General features: G+C 36.7%; 12 protein-coding genes and 1 pseudogene. 10 read left to right on the top strand and 3 right to left on the bottom strand.

Translation table 11 applies throughout. The features are described from left to right. Positions 1-95: 95 nt before the first annotated feature. The 6 genes from MHB61_RS04555 (at position 96) to MHB61_RS04530 (ending at position 6,907) form a co-directional block, all read left to right on the top strand. Complete coding sequence (locus tag MHB61_RS04555) at positions 96-2,099, top strand: NAD(P)/FAD-dependent oxidoreductase (protein ID WP_003132579.1); 2,004 nt, start codon at positions 96-98, stop codon at positions 2,097-2,099. 113 nt (positions 2,100-2,212) lie between these two features. Continuing rightward, positions 2,213-2,884: an L-serine ammonia-lyase, iron-sulfur-dependent subunit beta gene (gene sdaAB / locus MHB61_RS04550; RefSeq protein WP_137015905.1), complete on the top strand. Its 672-nt coding sequence runs from the start codon at positions 2,213-2,215 to the stop codon at positions 2,882-2,884. 19 nt (positions 2,885-2,903) lie between these two features. Continuing rightward, on the top strand, positions 2,904-3,767 hold the full coding sequence (sdaAA, locus tag MHB61_RS04545) for an L-serine ammonia-lyase, iron-sulfur-dependent, subunit alpha (RefSeq protein ID WP_014570485.1): 864 nt from the start codon (positions 2,904-2,906) through the stop codon (positions 3,765-3,767). Positions 3,768-3,887: 120 nt separating this feature from the next. Further along, entirely contained in the window at positions 3,888-4,343 is a 456-nt protein-coding gene (locus tag MHB61_RS04540) for a CopY/TcrY family copper transport repressor (RefSeq protein ID WP_003132584.1), read from the top strand. A 15-nt stretch (positions 4,344-4,358) separates the two neighbouring features. Further along, a complete protein-coding gene (locus tag MHB61_RS04535; RefSeq protein ID WP_003132585.1) occupies positions 4,359-4,559 on the top strand; it encodes a heavy-metal-associated domain-containing protein in 201 nt (66 codons plus the stop codon). Positions 4,560-4,744: 185 nt separating this feature from the next. Further along, the gene (locus tag MHB61_RS04530) at positions 4,745-6,907 is read left to right on the top strand and encodes a heavy metal translocating P-type ATPase (RefSeq protein ID WP_003132586.1); all 2,163 of its coding nucleotides are present in this window, start codon (positions 4,745-4,747) and stop codon (positions 6,905-6,907) included. 54 nt (positions 6,908-6,961) lie between these two features. Here the strand turns inward: MHB61_RS04530 and MHB61_RS04525 are convergent, their stop codons facing one another. The 3 genes and pseudogenes from MHB61_RS04525 to MHB61_RS04515 all read right to left on the bottom strand — a co-directional run bounded on the left by MHB61_RS04525 (position 6,962) and on the right by MHB61_RS04515 (position 10,601). Next, a complete protein-coding gene (locus MHB61_RS04525; RefSeq protein ID WP_003132587.1) occupies positions 6,962-7,105 on the bottom strand; it encodes a hypothetical protein in 144 nt (47 codons plus the stop codon). After that, positions 7,095-9,746: a YfhO family protein gene (locus MHB61_RS04520; protein ID WP_014570486.1), complete on the bottom strand. Its 2,652-nt coding sequence runs from the start codon at positions 9,744-9,746 to the stop codon at positions 7,095-7,097. Before MHB61_RS04520 ends, MHB61_RS04525 begins: the two co-directional genes overlap by 11 nt. A 70-nt stretch (positions 9,747-9,816) precedes the next feature. Further along, positions 9,817-10,601, bottom strand: a pseudogene (locus tag MHB61_RS04515) (DUF4931 domain-containing protein). Between the two features lie 275 nt (positions 10,602-10,876). On the opposite strand from MHB61_RS04515, the gene mnmA reads away from it, so the two are divergent. From mnmA to pnuC, 4 genes are all read left to right on the top strand, one after another. Further along, positions 10,877-12,007 carry a tRNA 2-thiouridine(34) synthase MnmA gene (gene mnmA, locus MHB61_RS04510; RefSeq protein WP_003132592.1) on the top strand — a complete coding sequence of 377 codons (1,131 nt, stop codon included), beginning with the start codon at positions 10,877-10,879 and terminating at the stop codon, positions 12,005-12,007. A 210-nt stretch (positions 12,008-12,217) separates the two neighbouring features. Continuing rightward, positions 12,218-13,444: a 30S ribosomal protein S1 gene (rpsA, locus tag MHB61_RS04505; protein WP_003132594.1), complete on the top strand. Its 1,227-nt coding sequence runs from the start codon at positions 12,218-12,220 to the stop codon at positions 13,442-13,444. A gap of 150 nt (positions 13,445-13,594) precedes the next feature. Further along, positions 13,595-14,311 carry a nucleoside phosphorylase gene (locus MHB61_RS04500; protein ID WP_003132595.1) on the top strand — a complete coding sequence of 239 codons (717 nt, stop codon included), beginning with the start codon at positions 13,595-13,597 and terminating at the stop codon, positions 14,309-14,311. Positions 14,312-14,439: 128 nt separating this feature from the next. Continuing rightward, the gene (pnuC, locus tag MHB61_RS04495) at positions 14,440-15,153 is read left to right on the top strand and encodes a nicotinamide riboside transporter PnuC (RefSeq protein WP_003132596.1); all 714 of its coding nucleotides are present in this window, start codon (positions 14,440-14,442) and stop codon (positions 15,151-15,153) included. Positions 15,154-15,233: the final 80 nt, after the last annotated feature.

Raw genomic sequence — 15,233 nt, 5'->3', positions numbered from 1 at the left:
AAGTTTTTCTTGTGTAACAGTTTACAAATTGCTCTAAAAAGGATATAATAGTGCCTGACGTTATTATTATATTACTAGTAGGAGAACCATTCTAAATGACTAAGAAACAAATCGTAGTCATCGGTGGTGGTGTTGCAGGAGTACATGCGACGCGTGAGCTTTCTAAAAAGCTCAAAGCAGATGCTGACATCACACTGATTGACAAACATAGTTACCACACAACCATGACTCAACTTCACGAAGTTGCAGCAGGACGTGTTCCATTCACAACTGTACAATATGATTTCCAAAAGCTTTTAGGAAAACGTAAAAACGTTAGTCTTGTCACTGACTCTGTCGTCAGTCTTGACAAAGAAAACAAACAAGTAATCACAAAACATGGTCGTTATAGCTATGATTATGTCATTGTTGCCCTTGGTGGCGAACCAAATGACTTTGGAGTTCCTGGTGTTAAAGAACACGGGTTTACACTTTGGTCACTTGAAGATGCAATGCGAATCAAACGTCATTTGGAAAAAATCGTCCAATATGCATCAACAGAAGTTGATGATGAAAAACGCCGTGCTCTTTTAACAATTTCAGTTGCCGGATCAGGATTTACTGGGATTGAAATGGCAGGTGAATTGATTGATTGGCGTAAAAAAGTTTCAACAGATTGGAAAATACCTGAAGAAGAAATCACAATCAACGTTGTTGAAATGATGCCAACAATCCTTAATACTTTAGACCGTAAACAAGCAGATAAAGCTCATGCATATCTTGAAAAGAAAAATGTTCACGTTTTAACAAACCACGGTATTGTTGAAGTAGCAAAAGATCATATCAAAGTAAATGTTGGTGGGCGTGACGAAGAAAAAGTTGCCAAAGAACTTCCAACTCACACATTAATCTGGACAACTGGTGTTCAAGGAAATACAGCTGCAAAAACAGACCTTAATGAAACAGAACGTGGACATCGTCTTCAAGCAAATGAATACATGCAAGCTGTTGGTTTTGAAGGAAAAGGGATTTATGTTGCTGGTGACGTTTCAGGATATATTGAACCAGATACTGGTCGTCCAACACCACAAATCGTTGAAGCTGCGGAACAAACAGCACACACAGCAGCGGCAAATATTCTTGCAGACATCAATGGTGGAAGCAAACATAAACATGAAAGTAAATACCAAGGAACAATGGTTTCAATTGGTTCAACTTGGGGAGTTGCCAAAATCGGTAGCATGCGTCTAACTGGTTTCTGGGCAATGTTGATGAAGAATATTGTTTACTTTATCTATACTTTACAAATTCGTTCAGCACATTATTTCTGGCGTTATGCCTTGGATGAAGTCTTCCGCGTAAAAGATAATCGTAACTTTATGCGTGGTCATACTTCACGTCAAGGAAATGTACTTTGGGCTGTTCCACTTCGTATTTTCTATGGTGTGGTTTGGTTTACCGAAGCAATTAAGAAAATTGTCGGTGATGGTCAATACTTCAACCCAACGACTTGGTTTGGTAAAGGTTCTTGGTTTACAAATGACCTTAAATTCCCATTCTCATGGTTGCAAGAAGCACCAAAAGCAGCTGACGCAGCCGCAGGCGCTTCAACAGCTGCTTCATCAAGTTCTAGTGTAGCCGATGCAGCCGCAGGTGCTACAGGCGCAGCAACAACGGCCGCTTCAAGTGGTGGTGGCGAAGCTGCTCATAAAGCAACTGAATGGGGTCTCTCGTACGCTTACGGTTCTGACCCAATGACTGTTTTTGACAAAGTGCCACATTGGATGGAACCTATCTTTAAGTTTATGATTCCAAACCGTGAAGTCGCATTGTTCATGCAAAAATTCATGTCAATTGTTGAAATCTTCCTTGCACTTGCCCTTATTTTTGGATTGTTCACTTGGATTGCAGCAGCAGCAACAGCCGCATTGACTGTTATGTTCTCACTTTCAGGAATGTTCTACTGGGTTAACATTTGGTTTATTCCAGTGGCAATTGCACTTATGAATGGTTCAGGTCGTTCATTTGGTTTAGATAAATGGGTTCAACCTTGGATTCAAAGATGGCTAACCAAAATATGGTATGGTCAATCGCGTTCAATTTACAAAGGACGTCAATAGAAAATAGCTCTGCGGAGATATTTTTTTTTGCCTGAAAAAGCTTGAAAATTATGTTATGATATTTGAAGATAAAAGATAGTTTAAAAACTATCTTTGTAAGAACTGAGGTTTAAATGGATAATTTAAGATATAAAAGTGTCTTTGACATCATTGGTCCAGTGATGATTGGACCTTCAAGCTCGCACACAGCTGGTGCTGCTCGAATTGGTAAAATTGTACGTTCTATTTTCGGTGAACTTCCAGAAAAATTGGAGATCCATCTTTATGAATCTTTTGCTAAAACCTATCGGGGTCATGGAACAGATGTTGCTCTTGTTGCAGGTGTTTTAGGAATGGATACAGATGATGAACGTCTGCCAATGGCGCCTCAGCTTGCTTTTGAACAAGGAATGGAAATTTCTTATGTTCCACATCCAGAAGAAAAAGCAGAACATCCCAATACCGCACGTTTATTCGCCAAAAAAGGGGATCGAACAATGACCGTGACTGGAATTTCAATCGGTGGTGGAATGATTCAAGTGACAGAATTGAATGGATTTGATATCGCAATTTCGGCTAGTGTTCCGACATTTGTGGTCATTCATGAAGACGTTCCAGGGATGATTGCTAGAGTTTCTAGTGTCCTTTCAGAACATCAAATTAATATCGCACAAATGAATGTAACTAGAGAAGCTAAGGGTGAAAAAGCGATTATGATTTTAGAAGTTGATACACCAAATGTTAAGGAAGTAATTGAGGAAATGAAACTTATTCCTCGTTTGCACGCCGTTAATTTCTTTAATTAAAAGCAGTATAGGAATAAATATGTTTAAAAATATAGAAGAATTAATCGAGGATTCTAAAAATTATTCCTCGGTCATAGAATTAATGATTGCCATTGAAATGGAACAAACTGGACGAAATCGTGAACAAATTTGGGAAATGATGGAACATAACCTAGAAACGATGCTTGATTCTGTTAAAAAGGGGCTTGCTGGTAAAAAATCACTTACAGGTCTTACTGGTGGCGATGCAAAATTGATGGATGATTATATTAAATCAGGCAAAGCACTTTCGGGTGAGCTCATCTTAGGAGCAGCTCGTGATGCGGTTGCCGTCAATGAAGTGAATGCACAAATGGGGCTCATTTGTGCGACACCAACTGCCGGATCAGCCGGCTGTTTGCCAGGTGTTTTAACTTCAGCTATTAAAACTTTAGACTTGAGTCATGAACAGCAAGTGGAATTTTTATTTGTAGCAGGAGCCTTTGGACTTGCGATTGCAAATAATGCAACGATTTCTGGAGCAGAGGGTGGTTGCCAAGCAGAGGTCGGTTCTGCTTCGGCAATGGCATCAGCTGCACTCGTTTTAGCTGCTGGTGGTTCTGCAGAACAAGCAGGCTATGCGATTGCTATTGTCTTGCAAAACATGTTAGGCTTAATTTGTGACCCTGTTGCTGGTTTGGTTGAAATCCCTTGTGTTCACCGTAATGCAATGGGGGCGTCACAAGCAATGATTTCAGCTGATATGGCTTTGGCTGGGGTTAAAACAGTGATTCCAGTTGACGAGGTGGTCAATACCATGTATAATGTGGGACGTTCTCTACCAGCTGCTTTTAGAGAAACAGCTGAGGGTGGTTTGGCCCAAACACCCACTGGACGTAAAATTATGGAAGAATTATTTGGTTAAGATTAAACTTAAGAATTCGAATGATAAAATTCGAATTTTATTTTTTAGGTTGAATACTTGACTTTTAGTGTTTACACGTGTAAACTTATCTTATGAAAATGAATCGGGAAAGGAGAAAAAATGAACGAAGTAGAATTTAATGTATCAAATGCCGAATTAATCGTTATGCGTGTAATTTGGTCTCTGGGAGAAGCGCGAGTTGATGAAATTTATGCGCAAATCCCCCAAGAATTAGAATGGTCATTGGCCACTGTTAAGACTTTACTTGGTCGACTGGTAAAAAAAGAAATGCTTTCTACCGAAAAAGAAGGAAGAAAATTTGTTTATCGTCCATTGATGGAAGAATGTACGGCTATAAATTTAATGGCCGATGGTCTGATCCAAAAAGTTTGTGAAACGAAACATGTCAATGTTTTGCAAGAGATGATTGAAAAATCGACTTTGACGGCAAAGGATATTGAACTTTTGCAAGAATCACTTAATGCCAAAGAAGTGGTAGGACAAAAACATTGTAATTGCTTAGAAACAAGTGGACTTTGTGCTTGCAAACATGAACATGAGCAGATTTCTGCTTAAAAAGGAGAGTATAAAATGAAAGAAACTTTAAAAATTGAGGGAATGACTTGTGACCACTGTGTAATGCATGTGACAAATGCTTTGGAAGCTATTGATGGTGTTGAAAAAGCGAAAGTCTCTTTGAAAAAGAATGAAGCACTAGTTAAATTTTCTGCCCCAGCAGATATGGATAAAATGGCTGTTGCCGTTGCAGAGGCTGGTTATAAAGTAATTTAAAAAACACTTCGTTTGTGAATTGAATTTAAATTTGCTAGAATGAAATTGGTAAAGCAAACCCCAAATATTGTTTTACTAAATAATAACAGGTCATCTTCATTCCCCAAATGGAGATGATTTTTTCTTGACTTTTTTCGTTTACGGTTGTAGACTATATTTAGAGATAAAATATAGAAGAGGTAAAAATGCGGAGTCAATCATTTGTAATTACAGGAATGACCTGTGCAAATTGTGTAAATACAGTTTCAAAAACATTGAATCAGTCAGATAAAATTATGGAAGCAACGGTAAATTTGGCGACTGAGAAAGCCAAAATTGTTGCTGACGATAATATTTCTGACCAAGAAATTATTAACTTAGTGGAAAAAGCGGGTTATGGAGCCATTGTTAATGACAAAGCTCATCAGGAAAAAATTGCACGTCAAGCTGCAAAAAAAGCAAGAAATTTGGCTTTGTCTTTTTGGATTGCTTTAATTTTGACTTTACCTTTAGTAGTTGCAATGTTTGCTGATATCTTCGGAGTACATGCAAATTGGGTCATGTTTTTACATGAACCAATCGTACAATTGATTTTGGCAACTCCAGTACAATTCGTTATTGGTTGGCGCTTTTATGTTGGCGCTTATCATGCTTTGCGAAATAAATCGGCAAATATGGATGTTTTAGTGGCTTTAGGAACTTCGGTTGCTTACTTTTCGAGTTTGATTTTGGCTGTTTTTATGAGCCAAGCGAATGCTTTGAATTTTGAATCATCGATGGTAATTATCACTTTGGTGGTCATGGGTAAACTTTTAGAACATAATGCAAAAGAGAAAACAACGCAAGCAATTACTGGATTAATGTCTAGTCGAGCAAATTTTGTTCATACGGAATCGACTGATTTAGCGATTGAAGAAGTTCAAATGGGACAAGTGATTCGCATTTTGCCAGGGGAGAAAGTGCCTTTGGATGCGATGATTCTTTCTGGCAAAGCATCCTTTGATGAATCTATTTTGACAGGTGAAGCCTTACCTGTTGTAAAAATGGATGATGAAGTCATTTTTGAAGGAACAATTAATTTAGATGGTGAAGTTAAAGCGGTTGTTGTTCATGATTTAAATGATTCAACAATTTCAAGAATGGTTAAAATGATGAGTGAAGCACAAGGCTCAAAACCAAACATTCAAAAATTAGCTGACAAGATTTCAGGGATTTTTGTGCCAGTTGTGTTAGTTATTGCTCTGATAACTTTCATTGCGACTTGGGCTGTCAGTGGAATTTTACTGACAGCAATCATGCATTCAGTAGCAGTTTTGGTCATTGCTTGTCCTTGTGCGCTTGGTTTAGCTACACCAACTGCCATTATTTCTGGGACTGGTTTGGCTGCTAAAAATGGTTTGTTGATTAAAAATGCCAATGCTTTGGAACTTGCCGGATTAGTTAAAGCAGTATTTTTTGATAAAACTGGGACAATTACAACAGGTGAATTTGAACTGACAGATTTTAAATTGCTGACAGAAAGTGAAAAAGTTACTGACAGCTTTAATTCTATTGAAGAAAAACTAGCAAGTGATAAGTTTAAATTATTGGCTAGTCTAGAAGCTCACTCTAATCACCCTTTGGCTAAATCTCTTAAATTTCAAGGTGATTTATATGAACTGACAGATTTATCAGAACTTGCGGGTCGTGGACTTTCTGCTAAAATTAATGGTCAGGAATATTTTGCGGGCAATGATAAATTAATGACAGACTTAAATCTGTCAGTCCCAGAAACAGATGATACGGTCATTTATTTGGCAAATAAAGAAAAATTATTAGCGATGGCTGTTTTTAGTTCAAGTCTCAAAGATGATGCGCTTAAGACAATTCAAACCTTGCAAAAACGTGGTCTAAAGACTGTTATGTTGACAGGAGATAATCAAAATTCGGCAGAAAAAATTCAAAAACTTGTTCATTTAGATGAAGTTAAAAGTGGTTTAAGACCTGAAGAAAAAGCAGAAATTGTGCAAAATAGCCCAAATTCAATGATGGTTGGTGATGGAATCAATGATGCTATTGCTTTAGCATCAGCGACCGTTGGGCTGGCAATGGCAACTGGGTCAGATATAGCTATGGAAGCTGGTGATGTGACTGTTACTAGCGGTCAGCTTCATAAAATTTCCACTTTCTTTGAAGTAGCTAAAAAAACAATTTCTAAAATTAAGCAAAATTATTTTTGGGCTTTCGTTTATAATGTCATTGGCATTCCGCTTGCAGCTTTTGGATTACTCAATCCAATGCTCGCTGCAGCGGCAATGAGTTTATCATCAGTTTCTGTTATTTTGAATTCCTTACTTTTGACAAAAACAAAAATAAAAAACGTTGAATAATCAACGTTTTTTTGTTTAGAATTTACTGACAGAATTTTTTAAAGACAATCTGTCTTATTTTTTATACAATTCTGGGTCAAGCAAGCCACCTTTTTTGAAATTGACTTCAAAATGTTTGGTCTTTAAAGAATAGGAAACAGGGATGCTGACAGCAACTAGGATTCCGAGCGTAAAGGGGATAATTGATTTAGCTTTCATTTTTTGTTCCTCCAGATTTTTTAGGTTTATTAGTAAAATAGTTGTAACCAATAAATAACAGAATTCCTAAAATAAAGCAAATGATTCCTTCTTTTAGTCCATTAGGGAAGAATTTTAGTTCAAGACGATGACTGCCAGCAGGAACGCTAACTTTCATAAAACCAGATTGAGCTTTACTGACAGCCACTTTTTTTCCATCAACTTTTGCTGACCAGCCTTTATCATAAGGAATTGTCAAGAAAATATCGCCCTTTTCTTTTTCTCTATAAGTCATGCGAACCCCGTTTTTAATCATTTCTGTTTTAGGACTACGAGATTGTAGAAGTGCCATTTCTTTTTGATAAGCTTCAGTGTCCAGACGCCAGAATGAAGTGGTATCAAAAGTAACTTGTGAATTTTCCGGAAATGCTAAGGTCACTTTTAGCTTAGTTTCCTTACTGAAACTTCCTAAATTCAAGAAGGAGCCAGTATCATTTGTACCAACGTAATAACTATTGAGAGAACGTGTCATTTTTGGATTGGAAACATCAGAAATAGTAATCAATGTATTTTCAGCATTACTATTTAGATAAGTAATATTGGGAACAGATAAATAAATTTGACTATTTGCCGCCACGGTAATTCCGTAGGTGACTGAAACATCAGTAGCTGTAGAAGTTTTTGGCCGAGTCAGAGTAACAGAATTGCCAGCACCCGTGATTTTATCAGCAGTTTCTTCACTGGTCGTGTAAAATGGAGTAAAGAATGTAGTTTTCGATTTTGTCAAAGCGTTAACTAAAGCTGTTTGATTATTAATAAAGCTGCTAGCTTGAGCTTTATCAGTGAATTTAGCATCTTCAAATCCATTGGGAACGAAGACACCAAGACCCATCGCATTTGAGTTTTTGCTCAAATTACTGAGAGCATTGGAAACTGGTGAAAATCCAAATTTTGGAGGTTGAGCTTGGCTTATATTATATTTAATTCCAAAAATCGAATCCATCAGTAATGTATTCCCAGGATAACGTAAATTCAAATAAGTACTGTCAGTGTGAAAACCTAATTGACGCATGATTGAACTGGCGTTGCTGTTACGAACAGATGAAAATTGGGAAAGTGCATTAAAATTGTACTTCATGCCATCATTTGCTGTATCAGGAACAGTGTTATCCATTCTGGCAAAACCAGAACCAGTAAGTTCATTCACCTTATTGGCAATCGGTTCTATAGAATTCACTTGGGTATTATAGTAATCACGACTAGCAAAATTCCACTCTTTTTGTATTCCTTGAACCTGATAAAGGGCATTAACACCAGCTTCAACAGTCATGAAAACAAAGAGGATAATGACAAATAGATGAGCTGAAATCCATTTCCTAACAGAATTAATAGACAAGATTAAATAAGCAAGACCAAACAAGAAAGTCAACATAACTTGAGAAGTCATTACATATTTATAGTGTCCAAAAATTAAAGTAGCAAGAAAACCTGTAATTAGAAAAAGACTAATAGTCAAAATATGCCAAGTCTTTATTTCCTCCCAGCGAGATAGAGTTTCCAAAGCCATTAAAACAAGAAGCAAACTAAATAAGAAAGCATAGCGGTGCAAGAACATATTTGGTGAATGCATCCCTTGCCATAGTAAATCTAAAGCTTGAAGATAAAATGAAGCAACAAAGAAAGCAATGATTCCTAGAAAGGCAAATTTACTTCTGAGACGAATACTTTTAGTGAAAAAGAAGAGAATAGCCAAAGCTAAAGGCATCATTCCAACATAAATCATTGGAATGGCATTGAATTGAGTAGTATCATAAGTGCCAACAAAATTCTTAGCGAAAAGGTCAAAAAGATGAGAATTTTCTGTAAAGACACCTGACAAAGTTGAAAGAGCATCGGAATTATTAGACTTCAAATCAAGATACATGGGTAAGAGCATGATTAGGCTGGACAGACCAGCTAAAGCAGAAGAAACCACAAAATCAAGCACTTTTGTCCAAGACCATTTTTCGTAAGTCATCCGTGCCAAGAAATAGAGCACTAAGAAAATAGCCACCATAAAGCCAAAATAATAATTTTGGATAAATAGAATCAATAAACTAACGAAATAAAGCCAGCGTTTTCGTTCATCCATTAAGCGATGAAGTCCCCAAATAATTAGAGGCAAGAGAATGAAAACATCTAACCACATCGTAATTTCAAGCTGTGAGGTCAAAAAACTCATCAGTGCGAAAGCTGTACTTATTGACAAGACAATCAATTTAGAAAGCTTTTGATACATGTTTTTGAAACTGACAAATGCTGATAGACCAATCAAGCCAAATTTTAGTATGGTCAGTAAATATAAAGCATCAGGCATTGATTTTACATCAAAGAAAAATGTAAGTGGCATGAGAAAACTTCCCATGTAGTAAGCCGAAAAAGCATAAAGATTGAGGCCGAGACCACTGGTAAAAGTATATAAGAAACCAGAAGAACCGCCCGAATGTAAAATATTACGATAGAGAGAATGAATGGCGACATACTGATGATATGCATCCCCAGCCAAAATTGACCGTGAACTCCCCCAATAAATCCCAGTCATTGCAAGAACGATAACCATTAATAATAATGGAATAAAAAAACTTGCAAGAAGTGCCCATTTATTTTTCTTGATAAATTTCATATTTCTATTATACCAAAGATACAAAAATCAAACTTATATTAAGTGTATTAAAAAAATACTGACAAACCTGTCAGTACTTTTTATCTAAACGATTTCTAATCTCGTCAGCAATTTCTTCTAATGCTTCAATTCCATTGACTTGCGGGATTTTATAACCAATAAAATAAGGAGAAGTAATAAAGCGAGGAACAATTTTACAAATATATTTATCATCGAAATGATGGAAAAAGAGATTATAAGAATCACAACGCCCATTCATATAGTCTGTCATTAAATAAGAGGTAATCCCGTGAACATTGTCAGCCAATTTTTCAACATTTTCAAGTTCAGAAATAATAACATTAAATTCCACAAAGCCCATAATAGGTCGAGTAGACAAAGTAACAGTCAGACCATTTTTTTGATTTCGACTCCTTCAAAATTTTCTTTTGCAATTTGAGCATAACCGTCAGTTTCTTCTAAGCCAACGACTTGCAAATGAGGGTGGCGCAATGTTCCGCCAGAGCGAGGACCAAAATTTTTGAACATCAAAACGGATTGATATTTGCCAGATTGAATCATTTCATCCCAACATTCAAAAGCAAAAGAAAAAACCTCACGATTTTCTTCCACACCATAAGTAGAAATATCACCTAGATGTTCATCAGACTCAATAATCACAGTCATCATTGAATTTTTAAGTGTTGGAAATTTATTTTTTAACCAAATTTTATGGTCAGAAGTTTTTAAAATACCTGTCAGATTTTCCACATCACAAAAAGGACAAAGAACTTCCTTAGGTACAACTGTTTCATTACGTTTTTTTGTTCCAATAGCTGTATTGAAAACTAAAGGATTTTCACTATGTTTAATCATTATGACATTATACCACTTTTTTTGACTACTTTTTTTATTCAAAGGCTAGTTTTTACTTAGGCAATGTGTTATAATATTCCAGTTACCTATTAATGTTCAGCCTTCAACTGCAACATTTACAAAAGTCAGCCTTCAACTGATATTTTGTCTAACTTGAAAAGAAAAAATTTACTGACGAAATCGTCTAGTTTTTTTCGTCAGCAATTTTATTTCTTTTCAAAATCAAAATAGAAAGAGATGGTGAAAAATTAATGGATAACACACATACTCAACTTATGTCTGGTAAGAGTCCAGCACAAACACGTGTCGTTGTCGGAATGTCCGGTGGTGTCGATAGCTCAGTCACAGCTTTGCTTCTTAAAGAACAAGGTTATGATGTTATTGGTGTCTTCATGAAAAACTGGGATGATACCGACGAAAATGGGGTCTGTACAGCCACTGAAGACTACAAAGATGTAGCTGCAGTAGCTGATCAAATTGGCGTTCCTTATTACTCAGTCAATTTTGAAAAAGAATACTGGGACCGTGTTTTTGAATACTTCCTCGCTGAATATCGCGCTGGACGTACCCCAAATCCTGATGTCATGTGTAATAAGGAAATTAAATTTAAAGCTTTCCTAGATTATGCTATGGAATTAGGAGCAGACTACGTCGCAACAGGTCATTATGCCCAAGTTCGTACAGATGAAAATGGTATCGTTCATATGTTACGTGGTGCGGACAACAACAAAGACCAAACTTATTTCTTAAGTCAATTGACCCAAGAACAACTCAAGAAAACAATGTTCCCATTGGGACATTTGGAAAAGCCTGAAGTACGTAAGATTGCTGAAAAAGCAGGACTTGCAACTGCTAAGAAGAAAGATTCAACAGGAATCTGCTTCATTGGTGAAAAGAATTTCAAAAAGTTCCTTGGAGAATATTTACCAGCTCAACCAGGTAAAATGATGACACTTGACGGTATCGAAATGGGAAATCATGCCGGTTTGATGTATTATACAATCGGTCAACGTGGTGGTCTTGGTATCGGTGGACAACACGGTCAATTAACAAGTGACCCATGGTTTGTTGTTGGTAAAGACTTAACTACTAATACCCTTTATGTTGGACAAGGTTTCCATCATGAACACCTTTATTCAACAAGTCTTGACGCAAGCGATTTGAGCTTTACCAGAGAAATGCCAGAAACTTTTGACCTTCACTGTACAGCAAAATTCCGTTATCGCCAAGAAGATACAGGAGTAACTATTCACGTTAATGGTGATAAAGTAACCGTTGATTTCGACGAACCTGTTCGAGCAATTACTCCCGGACAAGCTGTTGTTTTCTATGATGGAGAAGAATGTCTTGGTGGTGCGATGATTGACGTAGCCTACAAAGCACAAAAAGTAATGCAATATCAATAAAATATTGACCTGTCAAAGTTTTGACAGGTTTTTTTGAAAAAAAAAAGAAACGGTTTTCATAACTTGTCGATAATATTTCTGTACATAATAAAATACTTATAACTTTTTTAATATAAATCAAGAAAAAAGCTTTCCCTAAGCGATTTTTTATGGTATAATGTTTTGTAAGGCTGTGTACCAGCCAAATTGTTGGAGGAATTTTTTTTACAAATGAACGAATTTGAAACATTATTAAACAGCGTTGAAGACGTTAAAGTACGTGACGTCGTTAAGGGTGAAATCCTTTCAGTTGAAAACGGGCAAGCAACTGTTGCCATCGTAGGAACTGGTGTTGAGGGTGTCCTTACACTTCGCGAAATCACTAACGATAAAGATGCTGATATCAATACATTCGTTAAACCTGGAGATGTTCTTGATTTGCTTGTTATCAAACAAATCGTTGGTAAAGAAGCCGAAGGTGCAAACGTATATCTCCTTTCATTGAAACGTCTTGAAGCTCGTAAAGCTTGGACTCAATTGGAAGGCAAAGAAGGCGAAATCGTAACAGTTAAAGTTACTAAAGACGTTAAAGGCGGACTTTCAGTAGACTATAACGGTGTTCGTGGATTTATCCCTGCATCTATGATTGACACTTACTTTGTTAAAGATACTAAGAAATTTGTTGGCGAAGAAATCGAAGCTAAAATTATCGAAGTTAACGCTTCAGAAAACCGCTTCATCCTTAGCCGTCGTGCAGTTGTTGAAGCTGAAGCAATCGAAATGCGTAAAGAAGCTTTTGCACAACTTCAAGAAGGCGATATCGTTGAAGGTACAGTTTCACGCGTAACAAACTTCGGTGCATTCGTTGACCTTGGTGGTATCGACGGATTGGTTCACGTTTCTGAACTTTCACATAGCCGTATCAAACGTCCATCAGACGCAGTAAAACCTGGCGATGTTGTTAACGTTAAGATTTTGAAACTCGACCCAGAAGCTGGACGTCTTTCACTTTCACTTAAAGCTACACAACCTGGACCATGGGAACAAGTTGAAGAAAAAGCACCAGTTGGATCAACTGTTGAAGGAACTGTTAAACGTTTGACAGACTTCGGTGCCTTTGTTGAACTTTATCCAGGTGTTGAAGGACTTGTTCACGTTTCACAAATTTCATGGGAACGTGTTGAAAATCCAAAAGATGTTCTTAAAGTTGGTCAAGTTGTGAACGTAAAAGTTCTTGACGTGAAACCTGCTGAAGAACGTATCTCACTTTCAATCAAAGCGCTTGAAGAAGCTCCAGCTCGTCCAGCTCGTAACAACGACAACGACGGTGAAAAACGTGATCGCAAACCACGCGCACCACGTAAAGCAGCTAAACCTTCATACGATTTGCCTGAAACACAAGAAGGCTTCTCACTTGCTGATTTCCTCGGTGAAGACTTCGATATTAACGATTTGTAAGAAAAATTCAAAAATATCCTCTAAAAGACCCGCTGGGTCTTTTTTTGTACATATAAGCAGTCAAACTAGCTTTGAATTGTCTGAAATATTTGCTATAATTTAATTGTTTAATAGTTAAGGATTATTTGTTTATTAAAAAGAGAGGGAAAAATGGAAGAAGGACAAGCGCATATTCAATTAAAGAAGACTGATGCTAGACTTGATGCAATTATTGTAGGTGATCCAGCTCGAATAGATCAGGTCGCAAAATTTTTGACCGATGTAAAAAACTTAAAATACAATCGAGAATTTCGCTCAATCTGTGGAACTTATAAAGGTAAGGAACTATTAGTTTTGTCAACAGGTGTAGGTGCACCATCAGCTGCTATTGCGATTGAAGAGCTTCATAATATTGGAGTTAAGAGAATTATCAGAGTAGGTTCTGCGGGTGCTTTGCAATTAGGGATCGATTTAGGAAGTCCAATTATTGGAGAAGGAGCAGTACGAGATGACGGTTTGACAAAAATGTATGTACCCGAACAATATCCAGCAGTTCCATCTACTGATTTGTTAAATAAAGCAAAAGAAATTGCTCCTGATGGTTTTTATGGAATTATTCGTTCTCATGATGGTTTTTATATGGATAATCATGAAGAAACTCAAGCATATTGGTCTAAATTTGGAATTGTGGGCGAAGATATGGAATCTGGTGCATTGTTTACAGTCGGACGTTTACGAGGAATAGAAACTTTATCCATTTTGAATAATGTTGTTGCTTACGGAGGAGATTTACAAGCGGGAGTCAATGATTTAGTTTCAGGAAATGATAAAGTTAATAAAGGTGAGCTTCGGACAATTGAGATTGCTCTAGAAATTTTAAATCGCTAATATAACTATTACTTGTAAATTGATTAAAGTTGAAAAATAGAACTGAAATTACCATCATATTTTAAATTAATAAAGCGGTAAGCGTTATTCTTGACTGCTTTTAAGCGTTAGGATAAAAAGGAGAAAAAATGACAAAAGATTCTTGGCTTTTTAAGCAACTTTTTGCAAATTGGAAGAAATTTGAAATCACATATATCTTAATTTTATTGTTCTTACAAGTGATTGTCTATATCATTGCCCCTGATTCTTTCATTGGAATGATATCTGGTGTATTTGGTGTACTTTGTCTCATTTATGGGATGAAAGGCCGTAAAATTAATTTTGCATTTGGTTTAGTTCAGACCTTAGCGATGACTTTAATTGCTTATCAGACTCACTCATGGATGAGTTTTGTTATGGGAATTTTTTATGTCTTATCTCAACCTGTGGGGTGGTTTTTTTGGGGACAGGATGATGCTATCCATGAATTTAGACCAAAAACTCGTCGTCTAATTTTTCTAGGTGCTTTTATTGCTTGGGTGGTCGTTTGGGGCATAGATGCCCTATTAAATGGGCAACTTCCTTATTTTGATGCTCTAAATTTAATTATTCCACTCATTGCACAAGTATTGTATATTTTGAAATATAAAGAAAATTGGTCGCTGTGGATTGTGGTTAACACGGCAGCAGTAATTTATTGGACAATTTTAACGGTACAATTTATTATGGGAGTAAACACCCAAGGGCAGTTAGGAATGTATTTATCGCAGGTTGCCTTACAAGGAGCCCTGCTCTTCAATGCAATCTACGCTAATCGAGTTTGGGCAAGTGGTGAAGCTGATAATGAAGGCGGAACTAAATAACAAGTGAAAATGACTCAAGTAAATGGGTCATTTTTTGTTTTATAAACGTCCAAAAGAAGAGCAGCTCCTACATTTTTTTG

The sequence above is a fragment of the Lactococcus sp. FSL K6-0773 genome (assembly GCF_038006485.1).
Taxonomy (GTDB): Bacteria; Bacillota; Bacilli; order Lactobacillales; family Streptococcaceae; genus Lactococcus; species Lactococcus lactis.
This window is presented reverse-complemented; position numbering and strand designations above follow the sequence as displayed.